The sequence below is a fragment of the Aeromicrobium sp. genome, from assembly GCF_023146395.1.
In the GTDB taxonomy this organism is placed as follows: domain Bacteria; phylum Actinomycetota; class Actinomycetes; order Propionibacteriales; family Nocardioidaceae; genus Aeromicrobium.
The window spans coordinates 59,600-77,371 of the sequence record NZ_JAGLCD010000004.1 but is presented as its reverse complement, the minus strand read 5'-3'; the positions used below and the strand labels follow the sequence as shown (position 1 = coordinate 77,371).

22 protein-coding genes are annotated in these 17,772 nt (G+C 69.0%); 8 read left to right on the top strand and 14 right to left on the bottom strand.

The window, feature by feature from the left end:
- Positions 1-20: 20 nt before the first annotated feature.
- A complete protein-coding gene (locus KAG51_RS14010) occupies positions 21-440 on the top strand; it encodes a DUF4192 family protein (protein ID WP_363316133.1) in 420 nt (139 codons plus the stop codon).
- Positions 441-585: 145 nt separating this feature from the next.
- Here the strand turns inward: KAG51_RS14010 and KAG51_RS02390 are convergent, their stop codons facing one another.
- From KAG51_RS02390 to KAG51_RS02370, 5 genes are all read right to left on the bottom strand, one after another.
- Positions 586-894, bottom strand: coding sequence for a transposase (locus KAG51_RS02390; RefSeq protein WP_290580248.1), 309 nt, complete (start codon positions 892-894; stop codon positions 586-588).
- A gap of 164 nt (positions 895-1,058) precedes the next feature.
- Positions 1,059-1,433 carry a hypothetical protein gene (locus tag KAG51_RS02385; RefSeq protein WP_290580246.1) on the bottom strand — a complete coding sequence of 125 codons (375 nt, stop codon included), beginning with the start codon at positions 1,431-1,433 and terminating at the stop codon, positions 1,059-1,061.
- A 9-nt stretch (positions 1,434-1,442) separates the two neighbouring features.
- Entirely contained in the window at positions 1,443-3,212 is a 1,770-nt protein-coding gene (locus KAG51_RS02380; protein WP_290580244.1) for an AAA family ATPase, read from the bottom strand.
- A gap of 114 nt (positions 3,213-3,326) precedes the next feature.
- Complete coding sequence (locus KAG51_RS02375) at positions 3,327-4,463, bottom strand: AAA family ATPase (protein ID WP_290580242.1); 1,137 nt, start codon at positions 4,461-4,463, stop codon at positions 3,327-3,329.
- A 413-nt stretch (positions 4,464-4,876) separates the two neighbouring features.
- Positions 4,877-5,470: a dihydrofolate reductase family protein gene (locus KAG51_RS02370; RefSeq protein WP_290580240.1), complete on the bottom strand. Its 594-nt coding sequence runs from the start codon at positions 5,468-5,470 to the stop codon at positions 4,877-4,879.
- Positions 5,471-5,750: 280 nt separating this feature from the next.
- Here KAG51_RS02370 and KAG51_RS02365 point away from each other — a divergent pair, with 280 nt between their 5' ends.
- The gene (locus tag KAG51_RS02365) at positions 5,751-6,491 is read left to right on the top strand and encodes a potassium channel family protein (protein WP_290580238.1); all 741 of its coding nucleotides are present in this window, start codon (positions 5,751-5,753) and stop codon (positions 6,489-6,491) included.
- Positions 6,492-6,597: 106 nt separating this feature from the next.
- Here KAG51_RS02365 and KAG51_RS02360 read toward each other — a convergent pair whose 3' ends face one another.
- From KAG51_RS02360 to KAG51_RS02340, 5 genes are read right to left on the bottom strand one after another with little or no spacing between them, the layout of a single operon-like run.
- Positions 6,598-7,392 (bottom strand): M56 family metallopeptidase, encoded by a 795-nt coding sequence (locus KAG51_RS02360; protein ID WP_290580236.1) that lies wholly within the window; start codon positions 7,390-7,392, stop codon positions 6,598-6,600.
- A 9-nt stretch (positions 7,393-7,401) separates the two neighbouring features.
- Positions 7,402-7,761 (bottom strand): BlaI/MecI/CopY family transcriptional regulator, encoded by a 360-nt coding sequence (locus KAG51_RS02355; protein ID WP_290580234.1) that lies wholly within the window; start codon positions 7,759-7,761, stop codon positions 7,402-7,404.
- Positions 7,758-8,966: a Dyp-type peroxidase gene (locus tag KAG51_RS02350; RefSeq protein WP_290580232.1), complete on the bottom strand. Its 1,209-nt coding sequence runs from the start codon at positions 8,964-8,966 to the stop codon at positions 7,758-7,760. The genes KAG51_RS02355 and KAG51_RS02350 overlap by 4 nt, the downstream gene beginning before the upstream one ends.
- Positions 8,967-9,467 (bottom strand): copper chaperone PCu(A)C, encoded by a 501-nt coding sequence (locus tag KAG51_RS02345; protein WP_290580230.1) that lies wholly within the window; start codon positions 9,465-9,467, stop codon positions 8,967-8,969.
- A 1-nt stretch (position 9,468) separates the two neighbouring features.
- A complete protein-coding gene (locus KAG51_RS02340; protein ID WP_290580228.1) occupies positions 9,469-10,026 on the bottom strand; it encodes a copper resistance CopC family protein in 558 nt (185 codons plus the stop codon).
- 166 nt (positions 10,027-10,192) lie between these two features.
- Here KAG51_RS02340 and KAG51_RS02335 point away from each other — a divergent pair, with 166 nt between their 5' ends.
- The 3 genes from KAG51_RS02335 to KAG51_RS02325 are packed head-to-tail and all read left to right on the top strand — an operon-like array spanning position 10,193 to position 11,851.
- Positions 10,193-10,690: a spore coat U domain-containing protein gene (locus KAG51_RS02335; RefSeq protein ID WP_290580226.1), complete on the top strand. Its 498-nt coding sequence runs from the start codon at positions 10,193-10,195 to the stop codon at positions 10,688-10,690.
- Complete coding sequence (locus tag KAG51_RS02330) at positions 10,677-11,645, top strand: hypothetical protein (protein ID WP_290580224.1); 969 nt, start codon at positions 10,677-10,679, stop codon at positions 11,643-11,645. The genes KAG51_RS02335 and KAG51_RS02330 overlap by 14 nt, the downstream gene beginning before the upstream one ends.
- Positions 11,642-11,851: a hypothetical protein gene (locus KAG51_RS02325; protein ID WP_290580222.1), complete on the top strand. Its 210-nt coding sequence runs from the start codon at positions 11,642-11,644 to the stop codon at positions 11,849-11,851. The genes KAG51_RS02330 and KAG51_RS02325 overlap by 4 nt, the downstream gene beginning before the upstream one ends.
- On the opposite strand, the gene KAG51_RS02320 is transcribed toward KAG51_RS02325, so the two are convergent.
- The gene (locus KAG51_RS02320) at positions 11,812-12,444 is read right to left on the bottom strand and encodes a TetR family transcriptional regulator (RefSeq protein ID WP_290580220.1); all 633 of its coding nucleotides are present in this window, start codon (positions 12,442-12,444) and stop codon (positions 11,812-11,814) included. The two genes, KAG51_RS02325 and KAG51_RS02320, sit on opposite strands and share 40 nt — an antisense overlap.
- Positions 12,445-12,476: 32 nt before the next feature.
- On the bottom strand, positions 12,477-12,689 hold the full coding sequence (locus KAG51_RS02315) for a hypothetical protein (RefSeq protein ID WP_290580218.1): 213 nt from the start codon (positions 12,687-12,689) through the stop codon (positions 12,477-12,479).
- A gap of 137 nt (positions 12,690-12,826) precedes the next feature.
- Here KAG51_RS02315 and KAG51_RS02310 point away from each other — a divergent pair, with 137 nt between their 5' ends.
- Positions 12,827-14,287, top strand: a complete 1,461-nt coding sequence (locus KAG51_RS02310) for a protein adenylyltransferase SelO (RefSeq protein ID WP_290580216.1) — start codon at positions 12,827-12,829, stop codon at positions 14,285-14,287.
- Positions 14,288-14,302: 15 nt separating this feature from the next.
- Here KAG51_RS02310 and KAG51_RS02305 read toward each other — a convergent pair whose 3' ends face one another.
- Entirely contained in the window at positions 14,303-14,665 is a 363-nt protein-coding gene (locus KAG51_RS02305; RefSeq protein ID WP_290580214.1) for a DUF1330 domain-containing protein, read from the bottom strand.
- Positions 14,666-14,818: 153 nt separating this feature from the next.
- On the opposite strand from KAG51_RS02305, the gene KAG51_RS02300 reads away from it, so the two are divergent.
- Positions 14,819-16,375, top strand: coding sequence for a sodium-dependent transporter (locus KAG51_RS02300; protein ID WP_290580212.1), 1,557 nt, complete (start codon positions 14,819-14,821; stop codon positions 16,373-16,375).
- Positions 16,372-16,521 (top strand): methionine/alanine import family NSS transporter small subunit, encoded by a 150-nt coding sequence (locus KAG51_RS02295; protein WP_290580210.1) that lies wholly within the window; start codon positions 16,372-16,374, stop codon positions 16,519-16,521. The genes KAG51_RS02300 and KAG51_RS02295 overlap by 4 nt, the downstream gene beginning before the upstream one ends.
- Before the next feature lie 33 nt (positions 16,522-16,554).
- On the opposite strand, the gene KAG51_RS02290 is transcribed toward KAG51_RS02295, so the two are convergent.
- A complete protein-coding gene (locus tag KAG51_RS02290; protein WP_290580208.1) occupies positions 16,555-17,769 on the bottom strand; it encodes an MFS transporter in 1,215 nt (404 codons plus the stop codon).
- Between the last annotated feature and the right edge of the window lie 3 nt (positions 17,770-17,772).

Here is a 17,772-nt window from a genome sequence, read left to right as displayed (position 1 = left end):
GCCGCCGTTTTCGTTGGCGTGTGTCACCAGTGTGTCAACGTAACCGGCGGACATCGCAGGTCCGGGCGGCTCACCTCGGGGGCACGAGGCTCTCCGCTCACTCCCCCGACGAGCTGACTGCGGCACTCCCCCACCTGCTCGGGTTCAAGCCCGAGGAGTCGGTCGTGTTCGTGCCGATGAGCGCCGACCTACCCATCGCTCGCATCGGCCTTCCGACCACTCCGCGAGACCACGACTTGGCCTGGGAGGCCATCCGCTCCCCTCTCGGCCGCTACGCCCGGCCAGGAGCCAGCGTGGGCATCGTCTGCGTCACAGCGAACCGCGAAGAAGCGGATCGAGTCCTCCAGAACTTCGCCGCTCGACTCGACACCATCGGCATCGACACCGCGCTCATGCTGTGGGCGAACGACTCCGACCCGTACTGGGGGTCCTCGTCATGAGCGGCGAGGATCGCGTTGGACAGGTGGGCGTTGTCCCACTCGGAGTCGGTGATCGGGTTGGCGCGCCAGCGGTAGTACTGCTGACGGCACAACCCGAGCACCCGGCAGCTGACCGTGACGGGGACGTCGTCGCCGGCCAGCTCTCTCACGAGTGGGAAGAGCCTTTTCCCGGCAGGTTCGCCTGGGACAGATAGGCCGTCGCGCGGCGCAGGATCTCGTTCTCCTGCCCCAACAGGCGGATTCGTTTCTTCGCTTCACGCAGCTCGGCGTTGTCGGCGGCGGTGGCGCCGGGCTTGAGGCCGTCCTCGACGTCAGCGGCCTGCATCCAGTTCGACAGGCAGGTCTCGCTGATCCCGAAGTCGGCAGCGATGTCGGCCAGACGAGTCCCGGGCTCACGACCACGAGCAACCCGGACGACGTCCTCACGGAACTCGCGGGGATAGGGCTTGGGCATGGTCCACATCCTTCCAGCGGCACCTCTCGACACCACAGATCAGATGTCACCTATCGGTGCAGCAGTCACAAGGAGTCCACTCCGGACGCCAACTCCACGAACGCATTAAGTCTCACAATTGAGACGCTAGCGACTCGCTCGTAGGTTGTCTACGTTTTGCGACTTCAGTCGTTGGCAGGCGTAGGTTTCGCCCTCATCGACTCGACATGGTCCCGGTACGCCTCGAAGTCGATCGTGACGCCAGGGAGCTCAAACTCGTCGGGGTGCATCTTCAAGTACTTCCGACAAGCCGCGATCTTCCGATAGATGGAGGCTCGACTCATGCCGAGTTTTTCGAGGCCCTCGAACCCGCCTTCGAGCCGCCACAGCACTGCAAATCCGATCAGGTCAGCGACCTTGTTCGCGGCATAGCTCCCGAATAGGACCCGCACACCAGGATCGAGGATCTTGTGAGCCCGGCGCTCGTAGGACTCCCATGCCTGCCTCGCGATGCCGTGCCCCTCGGCTGATGGCATTCGGTCAGATCGAAAGTCACTCATAGTCTCACCCTAGCGACTTGGTTGCTCGTGATCGATCTCGGAACGGCCGTTCGGAATCGACGCCAGGATCTCGCCCACGAACTTTGTGGCTTCATCCGCAGCGTCCAGATGTCCTTCCTCGACTACCTGCACGACCCAGCGGGGGCCCTTGCCGCCTACTTCGGGGACGAAGGATTCAACTTCGCCGCTTGGGACGACGAAGATCCCGGCCGCTCGCAGTGTCGCGAGCAACCGTTTTGCCGCCACAGTTGCCTCTGCTGGCGGAACTGCAGCGAGTCCCCGACGTTTTGCATCTCGCCAACCAGTCGGCGGCTCGATTATCTGCCTGATCCCTCTCACGTCGCTGGCATCGAGTTCGCGCCCCCTTGAGCCGCTGAGCGCCTCTTCAATAGCGTCCGCGACTGGGCCGACCTTCGGAGCCACCGCGCCACCTCGAATGTGAGAGTTCACCAACTTCAGGTCCGAACTCATCTCACCAGTCATGCCCGATCCAGTGGCCTCGACAAGCGTCCGTAGTTCGCTCTCACTACTGAGAATGTCAAAATCGACAGCTGCTCGAACCGGAACGTCGAGAGCACGGAGCGCCCGAACAATCAGCGGAATCCGGTGTTTGCTTCCGGCGTAAGTGAACATCACATGCCGGCCCGGAGTAGGCGTGGCGTCGGGATCAGCTCTGGCAGCAATGGCGCTGTAGAACTGTGAGTCAGTATCGCCTTCGCAGACGACGACACCGTCGTGAAAGAGACCGTCAAGGGCTCTTGAGAACCTCAGCAACGGATCACGCCACAGACCCGCAAGTTGATCTGGGGGCAGGGTCCTGCATGAGGTTCGCTCGCCGTCACGAGTGAGTCGCACGATAAGGACCTTCTCTGGCCGGGACTCAACTAGTCCGAGCAGGACATCCAAACTGTGAGTGGCGACCAGCAGCTGCCCATCACGTTGGAACTCGGCAAGGCTTCGACCGAGCAAGCGAGCTTGTGGCGGGTGGAGAAATGCCTCGGGCTCGTCAAGAAGGACTGTTGGAAACTGCGCCGTCAAAAGAGTAAGGACCATGCCTGCGAAGCTACGTACGCCATCGCTTTGCGATTCGAGGGTCGGCAGCTGTCGAAGCCTTCGCACGAGGTCCGCGTCGGGCAGGCCATCTTCGGAGGTGCCGACGAAATCCGACTGCGTCTGATTGCGACTGACGCGCAGGAGGATCGACGTGCCCCAGGCGTCGACAATCACGTGCATCCCGAATGCCGTCCAGATTGCACTATCAAAAGCCTGTAGAAGTGCCTTGTCTCGGACTAGCCAATGAACTGGATGATCGGGGTGCCCGTCATGGTCGAGTCGATTTGGCGCGCCGAGGTGTTGGAGTCGTTCCCCGCACCAAAGGCCGCGCACAAGATGGCTGCCGAGACTGCCCAACCTCGACGAGCGTTCAGCTGGCGGCCAGCTGTGCGCCACGGACTCGACGGTCTGCTCGCCGGAGTTGATCGTCCGGAATCTCGCCACATGGTCGTGATCATTCACCCATGAGTAGCGCCTCTCGAGCAACCAATCTCGTGTTTGGGAACCGTCTAGGAGTTGCTCAACCCCTGGCTCGTCAAGGACGAAGAATGCGTTAGCGGGCGGCTCCACGTAGTGCTCGAGCGACAACCACTGTTGGAGTTCAACTAACGTGCGGGACTTGCCGGTGTTGTTCGGCCCAACAAGCACGATGACATCCGCGTCACCCGTGTCGACGCTCTCGCCACCGTTGAAGTTCAAGCGAGTGATTCTGAAGGGCGCGGACACGTGCTCATCGTAGGGCGCTGAAGCCGTCAGAGATCTAGGCTCCCGCAGTTTGCGGGTGCTGTGTTACACGACGCGCACCCTCAGCACGGCATGCCTGCGAGTCACGACGCACGTCTACGACCAGATTTCATCGTCGTCGATCTCGTGGTAGTCCAAGGTGCCGTCGGATACCGCTTTGAGCAGAACGTACGGTTGAAGGAGTGGATTCGCGAAGCGGTACCGCTTTCGACGATCCGCGAACTCTCGCTGCTGAAGAGCAGGACCGCGATCGGCAGCCGACAAGCTCGCAAGATTGCCCGTGAACGCCGCCATAGCGTAGGTCTTGCCGCTCACCTTATTCAACGGTCCATGCACGTCGGCCGGGCGGAAGAATCCTTGCTGGTCCTTTTTTGCAAGCGCGCAGGCCAGCAGGAGGTCCGGGAACATGCTGGGCTTCGCCGTCGTAGTTGCGTCGCCGTAAAGGTCAACGATTTGCTGCTCCGCCTTTTCCAGCGCCCCTTCGAGCGCAGCGGGCCAATCGTCCGCGATGACTTCGTCACGCTCCGCCAAGATGGACCGGCGAGCCAACTCTTTACCTAGCAGATGCGTGTAGTGGGGAAGACCCTGTGAGAGACGGATGACCCGCAGCTCGAGAGCTTCAGGAATCGACATCGACAGTTCGCCGAACCCGTTCCGAAGAATCGCGGCGAGCTCTTCCGGTTCCAGGCGCGGCATCGGAACTTGACTCAAACCCCTAGCGATGGAGGCATGGCCCTTCAAAATCGCATCGACATCTTCGGCGACACCGACCACCACCAAATGGCTGTCCACCTGCTTGTCTGCCAGTGCCTTCATGAGGTTCGCGAAATCCTCGCCCACGCCTGCATCTGCGACAACGTCAAACTCGTCGAGGATGATGACGGAGGGCACTACCTTGGCGATGCCGTCAAGCGTGCGCACAATGTCAGCCTGCCCGAAGTTGCCGCCAAGAAGATGCGGCAAATGCTCAGCCGCGATGTCTTCAGGAGAGTGCGAAATCCATTCCGTCGCCACGTCTTCGATAAGGCTACGAAAGCTACTGAGCGAACTGCAGTTGATCCGGATCGCGCGGACGCCGCGCTCCCTCAGATCGGTTTCAAAGACCGCTGCGACGCTTGTCTTGCCAACTCCCCGCTCACCGAAGATGGCTGCGTGGCCCCCGGGGGTCTGAGAGGTCTCGAGCAGCGAGAACAGCTTCTCCTGGCGTCCAGACAGCAACTCCTGTCGATGCACGGGGGCCGAGGGAAGAAACGCGTGATTCATCGCTAGAAGACGGTCCCCGATTGACATCTCCGACGCAGACTTCCCCATGAGGCTCCCCAATACGCAGTGGGCAGCCATGCTAGCGCCCCACCCCCGCACCGGTGTTCGACGCCGTTCAGGGTGTCAGGACCGAGCCGGTCGGGTGGCCGCCCCGACGCGAAGATGTTCACAGCCTGGACGCCCGCTCGAGCTGTCGCGGAGGGCAACACTCAGGATCCCGTGCGCCCCCGGTGCGCCGGCTGACAGCACGGGCGGACATCCCTGCAGGTGAGCGCGACAGTGCAGTAAGGGAACAGCTGTACTACGACATCTGAGCCACCCCAGGCCCAGCACGAACGCCCTCGCCGACCTCGGTCGGTAGGGGCGTTCGTCGTCGCTGGGCGCTAGGTCAGCCGGGCGTGGGGGCGGTACGTGGTCTCGAGGACCCGGCCATCGAGCACGTGCGACTCGAGCAGCTCCAGATCGAAGTCCTGTACCCCGACCATGACGGGGCTGGTGCCGGACACCCCCGACAGGACCGGGAACACGGTGATCTGGATCCGGTCGACCAGGCCGGCCTCGAGCAGCGACCAGTTGAGCGACAGGCTCGCCTGCGAGCGCAGCGGGACCTCGGACTCGTGCTTGAGCCGCTGCACCGAGTCGACAGCGTCTCCACGGTCGATCGTGGCCCTGGGCCAGTCCATCGTGTCGGTGAGCGTGGACGAGAAGACCGTCGCCGGCAGAGCGACCAGCAACTGGTTCCACTCGTCGAGGATGTTGGCGTCGGCGCCGTCGGCGAAGATCTGCGCGTTCTCGCGGAACGTCGTCGCGCCATAGACCAGGTGCTGCGGCTGCCGGAACTGTCGGGCCCGGTGCCCGAGCAGCTCCGGGCCCTGCTTGCTCCAGTACCCGCCCCACCCCGAGCGCCCTCGTGGCATCTCGTAGGAGCCGCAGCCGTCCACCGTCGAGAACACGTCCCACGTATAGGTGACTGACATGTCGCCACTCCAGGCGCCGCCGACGACCGGCCGATGCCATCGTCGACACGGTTCCGACCTCGCTCGGCGTGACACGAGTCCGAGCTGCACGACACCCGCGTGGGGCTGATGTCCGAATCCCAGTCTGGACGACTCAGATGTGGGCCCAGGTCCTGTCATGAGTCCGGCCAGGGATGGTCGCCCGCCTCGAGCGGGGTGCAGGCAACAGGTGATAGATGCGAGCCTGACCGGCTTCTTGGCTCCTGCCGAACGCGGAGCCGAGGCGTGCGACGATCGGTCCATGACACTCGCACGCTGGGAGCGTCTCTCGTCGGCACCACTTGCCGCGGCCACCCTCGCGTTCCTCGTGGCCTACGCCTGGCCGATCCTCGACCTGAGCCTCGACGCCCGGTTGCGTGGTCTGTGCAATGCAGTGGTGGTCGTCACCTGGGTCGCGTTCGGTCTCGACGTCCTGCTGCGACTGAGCCTCGCCACCGACCGTCGGCGCTGGCTCAAGCAGCACCCGATCGACGTCCTCGCGGTGGCGTTGCCGGTGCTGCGACCCCTTCAGCTCCTTCGGGTGCTGGCCTTGATCACGACCCTCAACCGGTTCGCCAGCACGAACCTGCGCGGCAGGGTGGGGCTCTACCTCGGCGGTTCGATCGTCGTGCTGACGTTCGTGTCAGCCGTGGCGGTCCTCGATGCCGAGCGCGGATCGGACGGAACGATCCAGACCTTCGGCGACGCCCTGTGGTGGGCGTTCGCCACGTTGACGACGGTCGGATACGGAGACGTGTTCCCCGTGACGACGACGGGCCGCGTAGTCGCGGTCGCGCTGATGATGTCAGGGATCGCGGCGCTCGGCGTGGTGACGGCATCGATCGCGACGTGGCTCATCGACCAGGTGTCGGACGAGAGCAAGGACGCGCAGGCGGCAACGCAGGAGGACGTGACCGAGCTGCGCGCGGAGGTCGCCCGCCTCACCGCAGCGATCGAGCAGCTGGCCGGTCGGGCCCCTTACGACGACGAGCCGGAGCGTTGAACCTGCTCACGCCCTGAGCGGTCCGCGAGCAGGGCGGCCACGGCGCAGGGGCCGGGTCGAAGGTGGCGGTCCACCTTCCTCGCAGCCGCCCACCGATGGCACTGCGTCAGGGCCGGCGCGCGGTCCGTTCCGCTCGCAGCTCGAGCGTCGGCTGCGCACTACCGCCAGCCATCTTCGCCAGAGCCGAGGCCGTGGCGTCGCGCCCGACGCAGCGGCGGGCGTGGTCGTCGGCCGCGAGCTCGACCAGCAGCGAGGTGAGGCGGCGCAGGTCGCGCGAGGCCGGCAGCCACGGGAAGCACGCGGCGCCGATCTCGGCGAGGCGGGCCAGCTCGTTGTGGCGTCCGACCAGGTGCGCCTCCTCGTGGCACAGCACCGCCTCGACCTCGGCGTCGGACAATGTGGCCAGCAGCCCGCGCGAGATCAGCACCCGGGGGCGCCGTCCGGGCAGGCTGCAGGCGACGTCGAGGTCGGTGTCGAGCACGACGAGCTCGAAGCGCTCACGCTGCTGCGACCACAGGGCCCGGGTCGAGGCCAGCGTCGCGAGGTCGCGCCGCCGGTCACGGCCCGCGAACAGCACCAGCTCGGCGCGCCCCGCCGTCACGGCCAGCGCGCCGACGATGAGCAGGATGATGCCCCACGCGGCGGCCTCGAGGCCGATGCTGCTGGCGACGTCGTGTGATCGTTCAAGGCGATGTCGGTCCAGCAGCATGATGCCGAGCAGCGCGGCGGCCACCGTGGCGACGACGCCGGACAGGAACGCACCCCACCAGCACCACAGCGCCAGGCGCGGACGGGCCATCCACCAGGCGCCCTGCTTCAGGAGCACCGGGGCGCACACCGTGACGCTGCCCGCGTAGAGCAGCGTCAGCGTGGTGCCCTCCTCGACGCCGATGCCGTGCACGGAAGTCCGTCAGTTCCGGCGCAGGCTGCGGCGCAGCAGCTCGGCGTCCTCGTCGGCGAGGTTGCCGACGAAGTGCAGCAGCGCCGCCTCCCGGTTGCTGCTGGTGCGGAGCTGGTCGAGCATCGTCTGGCTGACGTGCTGCTCCTCGGTGCGCGCGGCGCGGAAGGTGATGCCGCGCTGGCGGTCGTCGCGCACCACGTGCTGCTTGGCCACGAGGCGGTCGAGCGCCGTGAGCACCGTGGTCGGGGCCGGCGCTGCGCCGGGCAGCCGCTCACCGATCTGCTTGGCGGTGAGACCCTCGCCAGCGCCCCAGAGGACGTGCAGCACCTGCGCCTCGAGCTCGCCGCGCGCGCGTCTGACCGGGTTCACCCGAACATCTTCTCACCCACGAACTCGCCCTCGGCCGCACCGGGCGGGATCGCGAACACGGCCGACCCGATGGGCACGGTCCACTGGTTCAGCAGGTCGAGCTCGGCGAGGCGGGCCTGGATCGGCAGGTACTGGTGCTCGAGGTCGCGTTGGAAGCACGTGAAGATCAGGCCGGCGTCCGAGGCCATCTCGCCGCGCGGTCCGAGGTCGTAGTTGTAGCCGCGGCGGAACATGACCTGGGTCGGGTCGTCGGACCGAGCCCGGCGGATGTGCGAGAACTCCGGGATCACCGGGAACCCGACCGGGGTCGTGGCGTCGAAGTCGGGCTCGTCGTGCTCGCGCGTGCCGGTCAGCGGCGCGCCGACGTCGAGGGTGCGCCCCACCGACAGCTCGCGGCCGTGCCGGTCCAGACGGTCCCAGTCGTCCTGCAGCATCTCGATCCGCCGCACCACCATCGTCGTGCCGCCGGCGAGCCAGTCGTCGTCGCGCCACACGACGTCGGCGAAGCTCGCGTCGCCCGGCCGCGGGTTGACGGTGCCGTCGACCTGGCCCAGCAGGTTGCGCATCGTCGTGCCGGGCTTCTCGGAGCCGTAGGCGCGACGAAAGCCCGCCTGGTGCCACCGCACCGTGCCGAAGCTGCGGGTGTCCTTGACCAGCATGCGCACCGCGTGGGCCACCGTGACCTGGTCGTCGGAGGCGACCTGGAGCAGGAGGTCGCCGCCCGACCACTCCTCGCGCAGCCGGTCGATCGGGTAGGCCGGGAGCGGTCCGAGCCAGGCCGGCACGTCCTGCGCACCGCGCACGATCCGCACCAGCCCCGGCCCGAACCCGAAGGTCACGGTCAGTCGCGCCGGGATCCGCGCGAACTCCGGCTCGGGGTCGGCCAGCGCAGGCTTTCCGGCCATCATCGCGCGGGCGTCGTCGGTCAGGACCGACAACAGGCGGCGGACGTCGTCGCGCCCGGTGCCGGGATCGAGCTGCACGGCCACCAACGACTGGTGGGCCTGCGGCGTGATGGCGATGCCGGGCTGGTGGGCGCCGTGGAAGCGCACCGTCTCACGGCCATGGGCGTCGACGAGGACCTCGTCACCGCCCAGGTCCAGCCGGTCGGCGCCGACCGCGGCGGCGGCCCCCACCGCCGCCACGGCTCCCCCGATCAGGAGCTGGCGTCGACCGACGCCGCGGCTGGCCTTGTCGAGCGACACTCACTCCCCCGGCATGTACTGCTCGTCGGCGCCGGTGTAGTCCTTCGCCGGAGCGGTGAACTCGACCGACGACCCGTCGTCGAGGTCGAGCGAGAACTTCACCTCGTCGCCGGCGAGGATCGGCGTCTGCAGGTCCATCAGCATGAGGTGGTTCGCGCCGGGGGCCAGCACGTACTCGCCGCCGGCCGGGATGACGAATCCGCCGTCCTTCTCGCGCATGACCATCGTGCCGGTCTCGTCGGCGACTGTCTCGTGCAGCTCGACCATGGTGGACGCGGCGGACGTGCCGGAGACGATCGTGATGTCGGAGTCGGTCGTGTTGACGATCGTGCCGAACGCGGCCGACATGCCCTCGTCGGCCGACTTGACCCACATGTCGGTGAACTCCAGTCCCGAGGTGTCCTCGTCACCGGTCTGGGTCTGCGTCGTGGTCGATCCGCAGGCGGCCAGGAAGGTGGCGGCGGCCAGCAGGGCCACCGTGGTCCAGCGTCGTCGGGTCATGTCAGTTCTCCTGTCGAGAGGGGCGGCGCAGGCGCGCGAGAGCGGCCCACAGGCCGAGTGCGACGAGCGCACCGGCCACGGCGATGAGTGCGGTACGTCCGACACCGGTCCCGGAGTCGGAGCCCGCGGGCGCCCGAGAGGTCGACGCTGCGGCGTCGGACCCCTCGAGCGGCGGGAACTGGTCGGCGGCACTGACGTCGCCGACCGCGAAGTCGAAGGCACCGCTGATGGCGTGGCCGTCGCTCGAGACCACGCGCCAGCGCACCTGGTAGTTCGTGTCGCTCGGGCCAGGGGCCAGATGGGCGGTCACGACGTGATCGGCGAACGTCACGTCGGTGGTGTACTCGCGCTCCTGGGTGTCGACCACGACGATCGTCGCGCCGATGTCGAGCGGCGTGTTGTTGAACTCGAGGTCCACCGCGGACGGAAAGGTCGTCAGCGTGGATCCGTCGGCCGGGTCGCTGCCGATGAACTGGTCGTGGGCGGACGCCGGCACCGGCCACAGCAGGGCCGATGCCAGCAGCATCGCGGCTGCCGTGCGCCAGGTTCGGATGATCACGCCCTGGACTGTACGACAAGTTGTAGAACAACTACAAGTTGTAGAGAAGTGCGAGTCGGACGCGTGGCCACGACGCCGACCTGCGACCGAGGCGGAGCGGTCTCCTCAATTTCATACATGGCAGACCCGAATGAATTACTCTGAGGCGAACCCGACTGGAGGACCCATGATCGCCCGCTCCTGCACCGCCCTGATCGCCCTCACGCTGCTGCTGGTCCCTGCCGGCGCCACGGCGGAGACGTCCACCGCCAACGCCCCCATCGCGGCCGAGGCGACCAACGGCGCCTCCGTGTACGCGCCGCCGTGGTACCTCGGCTCGGTCAACCCGCTGAGCACCGTGCCCGTCGACTCCACGCACTACGTCGAGGTGACCGCGACCCCCGGCACGACGTACACCATCGCGATCGGTCCAGGATCGAATGCGTCGCAGGAGGGCCGCCGCGTTCGCGGCACTTCCGCGCGTGACGACTACCTGCGCTACGACGTCTACACCGACGAGGCCCGCACGAATCCGTGGGCACCCGTGCCGACCCCGACCAACCAGGTGCAGGGCACGGGCACCGGCGAGGTCCAGCGCTACCCCGTGTACGTGCGGATCCCCCTGCCACAGCCGGTGACCCCGGGCACGTACAGCGACATCGTGCAGGTCGGTGTCCTCTACTGAGGCCGGCGCGGGGCGGCGGCGCGGCCGACGCTGGGCGCTCGCGACTCTGGCGTTCGTCGCCACAGCGACGACGGTCTGGCTGCTGACGAGTCCCGCGGCTCCGCCGCCTCCGCGTGGGGGCGAGCTCCCGGTCGAGGGGGGCGCCGCCGGGCTCGGGATCGCCCCGGTTCGCGCCGTGGTGACGGCCGACGCGGCCACGACGACACTGAGCTTCAGCGTCGCCAACGAGTCGAGCGAGACGACGACCTATCGAGTGACGGCCGGCGAGCTGAACCCCGAGACCGGCACGCCGCTCTCCGGTGGCCCGGCCGATGCCGCCGCCTGGGTCACCGTGCCGGAAGGCCCGATCGAGATCCCGGCGCGCACGGCTCGACCGGTCTCGGTCGAGATCAGCCCACCGGACGACCGGGGCGCGAGCCAGCGCCGGATCGGCATCACGTTCGCTGCCGATCCGCGCTCGGACGCCGGCACGACCTCCAGCTCCACCCCCACCGGCGGCGTCTCGATCGTGCCCAGCATCACGGCCTCGGTGTACGTCGAGGGAACCGGGCCGGTGCGCCGCGCCGCGCGGATCGAGTCGCTCTCGCTCCCCTGGGCGGCGACCTCCGCCGTGCGCGTGCGGGCCTCGGTGCAGAACAACGGCACGGTCAACGTCGTCCCCGGCGCCACCGACCAGGCTGTGATCGTCTCGGCCAGCGGCGGGTCGCGGACCCAGCTCAACGGTCCGCTCATCCGTGTCGACGAGGTCGGCGACGTCGTGGGCGAGCTCGGTGACCTGCCTGCGGCCTGCTGGTGCGAGGTCCGGGTCGACGCGCTGGTCGACGGCGAGCCCGTCAGCACCGTCTCCGGTCGCGTCCTCGTGCTGCCGACCTTCGGGTGGATCGCCCTGGTCGCCCTCCTCGCCGGCGGCCTGGTGGTCGCGATCGTCCTGACCTTCAGGCGGGTCGTCCGGTGACGCGGCTGATCGGCTCGACGGGAGTGGACGTCATGGTCGTGGTCGAGTCCTCCGGCACACAGATCCTGCCGCAGCTGGGGGCCCTGCCGCCCGGAATCCTGGCCCTGGGTGCCGGACTGGCGGCTGCCGGTCTCGTGCTGTTGCTCTCGCGCTCACGCACCGCCGGTCAGGACCGCGACCGGGTGACGGCCTCCCCCACCACCTGACGGAGCCAGGTCTGCACCTGCGCGCTCGACCATCCGCACCGCTGCGTCAGCTCGCAGTAGACGGCGGTGGAGGTCAGCACGAACAGCTCGTCGACCAGCTGCGGATCGGGATCGGCGAGCAGGATCTTGCGCAGGACGATCTGGGTCGAGTCGCGCCGCGTCCGCTCGATCTCGTCGAGCATGGCCCGCGCCGGCGGCTCGGCGTCGGCCGCCTGGCGCAGCACGTCGTGGAACTCGGCGATCGGCTCCAGCGTGGCGACCGCGAACGAGCTGAACCGCGCCACCCGCTCCTCGACCGACGTCTCGGGTCCACCGAGGTCCAACGCTTCCACGGCCTGCCGCAGGTCGGGCACCTGCGTGAAGGCCGTGGCGCGCAGGGACTCCACCAACAGCGTCACCTTGGTGCCGACCCGGAGGCTGACGAGGTCCACGGAGACGCCCGCGTCGCTGGCGATCGCCGCCACCGTGGTGCGATGCCAGCCGTCGGAACGGAAGCGGTCGGCAGCGGCCCGGAGCACGTCCTCGCGTCGGCGTTCGGCTGCGAGCCGGCGACCGGTGGAGTCGTACGAGCGACGTCGCGGGCTGGTGGTCACGACGCCAGCGTAGACAGCAGGCGGGCCGCACCTCAGGCCGCGAGCGTCCCGACGTCGCGGGGGCGGCCTCGGCGTCGTGCTGTCACGGCATCAGCGGAGCTGCTCCGGCCCGCGCCACCGCGCTGGCGGAGGTCCTGGACGGTACGGCGCCCGGCCTCGCCGATCGAGATCAGACCGAAGAGCGTCGAGGTGAGCGCGAGGGCCGCCAGGGAGGAGTTCGAGGTCATGAGGTTGCGCTGGGCCATGCCCAGATCTTCGGGCCAACTGCGTCTCGACGCTCGCCGAGCGGGCCTCGTCGCTGCCCGGGGCTCGGCGTCGCTCCGCCGACCGCCATCGTCGGTAGCCTCACCCCGGCGACGACCCGGTCCGTAGGCTCGGGAGGGTGACGACGACGCCCGACCTGCTGCCGGTCGCGAACGACTTTGCGACCGAGCTGCCCGAGCTCGCACTGGCCTGGCAGGCCGAGGAGGCCCCCGAACCGCGGGTGGTGCTGCTCAACGAGCCGCTCGCCACCGAGCTCGGCCTCGATCCGGCGCCGCTGCGCAGTGCGGACGGCGCGCGCCTCCTGACCGGAAACGTCGTGCCTGTGGGCGCCACGCCCGTCGCCCAGGCGTACGCCGGGCACCAGTTCGGCGGCTACTCGCCCCGCCTCGGGGACGGGCGCGCACTGCTGATCGGCGAGCTGACCGACCCGGCGGGCCGTCTGCGCGACCTGCACCTCAAGGGCTCGGGCCGCACGCCGTTCTCACGCGGCGGTGACGGCCGGGCCGTCCTCGGACCCATGCTGCGCGAGTACGTCATCAGCGAGGCGATGCACGCCCTCGGCGTGCCGACGACGCGATCGCTCGCGGTCGTGGCCACGGGACGTCCGGTCCGTCGCGAGACCGACCTGCCCGGCGCTGTGCTGGCCCGCGTGGCCAGCAGCCATCTGCGCGTCGGCACGTTTCAGTACGTGGCGGCGTCCGGCGATGTCGAGCTGCTGCGTCGCCTGACCGCCCACGCGATCGCGCGCCACCACCCGGAGGCGGCTGACGCGCCGATCCCGCCGCTCGCGCTGCTCGAGGCCGTCGCCACGGCCCAGGCCGACCTTGTCGCGCGGTGGATGCTGGTCGGCTTCCTGCACGGGGTCATGAACACCGACAACATGACGATCTCGGGCGAGACGATCGACTACGGCCCCTGCGCCTTCATGGAGGCCCTCGACCCTGCCGCGGTCTACAGCTCGATCGACACCGGCGGGCGATACGCCTACGGCAACCAGCCGATGGCCGCGGAGTGGAACCTCGCCCGGTTCGCCGAGACGCTCCTGCCCCTGATCAGCGAGGACTCCGGCCGCGCCGTCGAGCTCGCGACGCAGTCCCTCGGCACGTTCCGCGCACGCTACAGCGCCTCTTTCACCTCCGGTCTGCTGGCGAAGATCGGTCTGACGTCCGCCGTGGGCGACGCCGCCGCGGTCGACCTGAGCGAGCAGCTGCGGGGGCTCCTGCAGGAGAGCCGCGTCGACTGGACGAGCGGGTTCCGGGCGCTCACCGCCGCGGCGCGCGGTGACGCCGAGATCCTGCGCGGACTCGTCGTCGACCTGCCCGGCCTGGACGCGTGGCTGCAGCGGTGGCACGAGATGGGCCCTGACGCCGACCTGATGGACCGCAGCAACCCGGTCTACGTGCCTCGCAACCACCTGGTCGAGGAGGCTCTGGACGCCGCGACCGCGGGCGACCTCGGCCCGGTCCACCGGCTGCTGGACGCGGTCCAGCAGCCGTTCGACGAACGGCCCGGGCTGGAGCGGTACGCCGAGCCCGCGCCGCAGGACTTCGGCCGGTACGTGACCTACTGCGGCACCTGAGCCGTCAGCGGCGGGTCACCCCCAGGGCGACGTGGCCTGCAGGACTGCTTCCTCCAACGCCTCGGTGCGCAGGTGCGTGATCTGCTGGTACTCCGGATCGGCCACCATCTGCGAGAACGCCGCCCGCGACGGGTAGCGCACCAGCAGCACGGCGTCCCAGCCGCTGCCGCCGGCCGGCACGAGCGAGGTGCCACACTCCCCCGCGTAGACGATCGAGCCGCCCACCTTGGCCAGGAAGGGCTTGATCTCACGGGCGTAGGCCGCGTACGAGTCGCGACCGTCGGCCGTGAAGCGCAGCAGGTTCAGCATCACGACCTCGCCTCCCTCGTCCTCGGCCAGGTAACGCTTGAGGTCCGATCCGGTGGGGTCGACGGCCATGGTGCTCTCCTCCAACAGGCAGGTTCAGGGTCGGTCGCACGCTACCGCCACCGCACCGGGCCGGCTCAGGAACCGCCCGGCCAGCCGGTGAGCACGCGGCGCGGTCCTGTCCTACGATGCCGTGAGCCCGACAACGACGTCAGGAGACGCACCATGGCGAGCGCAGAACACTCCAGCAGCGCGGCTTCGCCCGAGCAGCAGGAGGCCCGACGCGGGGCCTTCTCCTCGCGCAAGGTCTTCATCCTGGCCGCGATCGGCTCGGCCGTGGGTCTCGGCAACATCTGGCGCTTCCCCTACGTGGCCTATGAGAACGGCGGCGGCGCCTTCGTCATCCCGTACCTGGTCGCCCTGCTCACCGCGGGCCTGCCCTTCCTCTTCCTGGACTACGCACTCGGGCACAAGCACCGCGGGTCCGCGCCACTGTCGATGGCGCGCGAGTCGCGCAAGGCCGAGCCGCTCGGGTGGTGGCAGGTGGGCATCTGCTTCGTGATCGCCGTGTACTACGCGGTGATCATCGCCTACGCCGCCCGCTACACGTTCTTCTCGATCGACAAGGCCTGGGGCTCCGATCCCGAGGGCTTCTTCTTCGGCGAGTTCCTGCAGACCAGCGACCCGGGCGTCACGCTCGACTTCGTCGCAGGGGTGCTGATCGCCCTGCTGATCGTGTGGGCCGCGGTGCTGCTGATCATGGGACTCGGGGTGCAGAAGGGCATCGGCGCGACCTCGGTCGTGTTCATCCCACTGCTTGTGCTGGCGTTCGGCTTCCTGGTCGTGCGGGCCCTGTTCCTGCCGGGCGCGGGCGAGGGACTCGACACCCTGTTCAGCCCCAACTGGGACGCGCTGCGTGACACGTCGGTGTGGGCCGCGGCGTTCGGCCAGATCTTCTTCTCGCTGTCGATCGGCTTCGGCATCATGATCACCTACGCCTCCTACGTGGGCCGGCGCACCGACATGACGGGGTCCGGCCTGGTCGTCGGGTTCGCGAACTCCAGCTTCGAGCTGCTGGCCGGTATCGGCGTGTTCGCGGCGCTCGGCTTCATGGCGCAGGCCGGGGGCGTCGCGGTCGACGAGGTCGTGGCCGACGGCATCGGCCTGGCGTTCGTGGCCTTCCCCGCGATCATCAGCCAGGCGGCGGGCGGCTCGCTGATCGGCGTGCTGTTCTTCGGCTCGCTCGTGATCGCCGGCTTGACGTCCCTGGTGAGCGTGCTCGAGGTCGTGGTCTCGGCGGTGCGCGACAAGTTCGACCTGAACCGCGTCACGGCGGTGCTCGTCGTGGGCGTCCCCGCGATGGTCGTGAGCGTCGTGCTGTTCGCGACCACGAGCGGACTGCTGGTGCTCGACATCGTCGACTACTTCGTCAACCAGTTCGGCATCCTGCTCGTCGCCGTCGTCACGATGATCGTCATGGGCCTGGGCCTGCGGGCGCTTCCCGGCCTCGCGGCGCACCTGAACCGGTACGGCTCGGTCAAGCTCGGGCGCACGTGGATGGCGCTCGTCGCGGTGATCGCGCCACTGGCGCTCGGCTACGTGCTCGTCCGCGCCTTCATCGACACCCTCGACGAGCCGTACGGCGGGTATCCGGCCTGGATGCTCAACGTGTTCGGGTGGGGCACGGCCGGCCTGCTGATCGTTGTGGCCATCGTGGTCACGTTCGCCCGACGAAAGCCGGTCACGCCGGCCCACGACGACCGAGAGGAGGTCGGCCGATGAGCACCGGTGCGATCATCATGATGGTCCTGGCGATGCTGATCATCTGGGGCGGTCTCGCCGCCGCGATCATCAGCCTCAGCCGCCGCCCCGACGCCAGCGCCGACTCCGACGCGTACGAGACCGGCGGCACGCACCGCGACCTCTGAGGCGTCGAGTGCGCGGGACGTGGGCGACCTCGCTCAGGACCCGGCGACGGCGGTGAGCCGCACCTGCGGCAGGCCTGCCGCGACGGCGTAGACGGCCGCGCCGAGCGACACGGCAGCGACACCCGCGAGCACGACCGGGAGGTGCACGTGCTCCGCGGAGGCCCCGGCCGCCAGCGCTCCGAATGGCGTCCCACCCCAGGCGAGCATGCGCGCCGAGGTGTTGACCCGTGACTGGAGGGCGTCCGGGGTCAGCTGCTGACGGGTCGAGATCCCGTTCAGCACGACCAAGGTCGTGGCCAGCCCCCACCCGATCAGCCCGATCACGGCCACGGCCACGGTGTCGGCCAGCGCCAGGAGCAGGAGCGCCGGAGCACCGCCCACGAGCGCCCCGACGGTCACCCGGCCGAGCCGCACGACCCGCAGCAGACGCGGCAGGCAGACCGCGGCGAGGAAGCCGCCCGCCGCGATCGCGGTCAACAGCAGTCCCGGGACCTCCCCGGTGGCCGAGTCGTCCAGCTGCCGCACGGCCACGACCACCACGAGTCCCGTGACGGCTCCGGCCGCGACCGAGTTCAGCGTCCCGGCCAGCGTCAGCGGACGGATCACGGGATGGCGCAGCACGAAGGCCAGTCCCTCGACCATGTCGGCCCGCAGCCGGGTGCGCGCCCCGGTACGACGCTGCGGACCCATCGGGGTCCGAACGTGCGCGAGCAGGAGTGCCGCCGCCGCGCAGGCCACGACGTCGATCACGAGGGCCAGGCTCGGGCCTCCCGCGGCCACGGTGAACCCGGCGAGCGCCGGCCCTGCGACACCCACGAGGGTCGTCGCGGTCCACAGTGCGCTGTTGGCCGCGACGACGCGCTCGCGACCCACGAGGGCCGGCAGCGCCCCGAAGGCGGCCGCGTCGAACCACACGAAGGCCGTCGGGACTACGGTCGCGACCACGAGCAGGTGGGCGATCGCCACGTCGCCGCCCGCGAGCACGAGGCTCGCCAGGGCCGCCGCACTCACCAGCTCGCTGAGCACCATGAGCACCCGGCGCGAGACCCGGTCGGCGATCGCGCCGGCCACGAGACCCAGCACCAGGTAGGGCAGGACCTGCAGGGCGACGATCGTCGCGGTGAGGAACGGGGAGCCCGAACGCTGGAACGTCAGCACCGGAACGGCGACGGCCGTGACCGTGGCGCCGGCGACCGCGAGGACCCGCGCCGACCAGAACAGGGCGTAGTCGCGCCCGAGCTCCCTCACGCC

Excerpts from the sequence above, each read along its gene's own strand:
- KAG51_RS02390 (WP_290580248.1), bottom strand. The coding sequence starts at position 894 with ATGCCCAAGCCCTATCCCCGCGAGTTCCGTGAGGACGTCGTCCGGGTT.
- KAG51_RS02385 (WP_290580246.1), bottom strand. The coding sequence starts at position 1,433 with ATGAGTGACTTTCGATCTGACCGAATGCCATCAGCCGAGGGGCACGGC.
- KAG51_RS02370 (WP_290580240.1), bottom strand. The coding sequence starts at position 5,470 with ATGTCAGTCACCTATACGTGGGACGTGTTCTCGACGGTGGACGGCTGC.
- KAG51_RS02365 (WP_290580238.1), top strand. The coding sequence starts at position 5,751 with ATGACACTCGCACGCTGGGAGCGTCTCTCGTCGGCACCACTTGCCGCG.
- KAG51_RS02345 (WP_290580230.1), bottom strand. The coding sequence starts at position 9,467 with ATGACCCGACGACGCTGGACCACGGTGGCCCTGCTGGCCGCCGCCACC.
- KAG51_RS02335 (WP_290580226.1), top strand. The coding sequence starts at position 10,193 with ATGATCGCCCGCTCCTGCACCGCCCTGATCGCCCTCACGCTGCTGCTG.
- KAG51_RS02315 (WP_290580218.1), bottom strand. The coding sequence starts at position 12,689 with ATGGCCCAGCGCAACCTCATGACCTCGAACTCCTCCCTGGCGGCCCTC.
- KAG51_RS02305 (WP_290580214.1), bottom strand. The coding sequence starts at position 14,665 with ATGGCCGTCGACCCCACCGGATCGGACCTCAAGCGTTACCTGGCCGAG.
- KAG51_RS02300 (WP_290580212.1), top strand. The coding sequence starts at position 14,819 with ATGGCGAGCGCAGAACACTCCAGCAGCGCGGCTTCGCCCGAGCAGCAG.
- KAG51_RS02295 (WP_290580210.1), top strand. The coding sequence starts at position 16,372 with ATGAGCACCGGTGCGATCATCATGATGGTCCTGGCGATGCTGATCATC.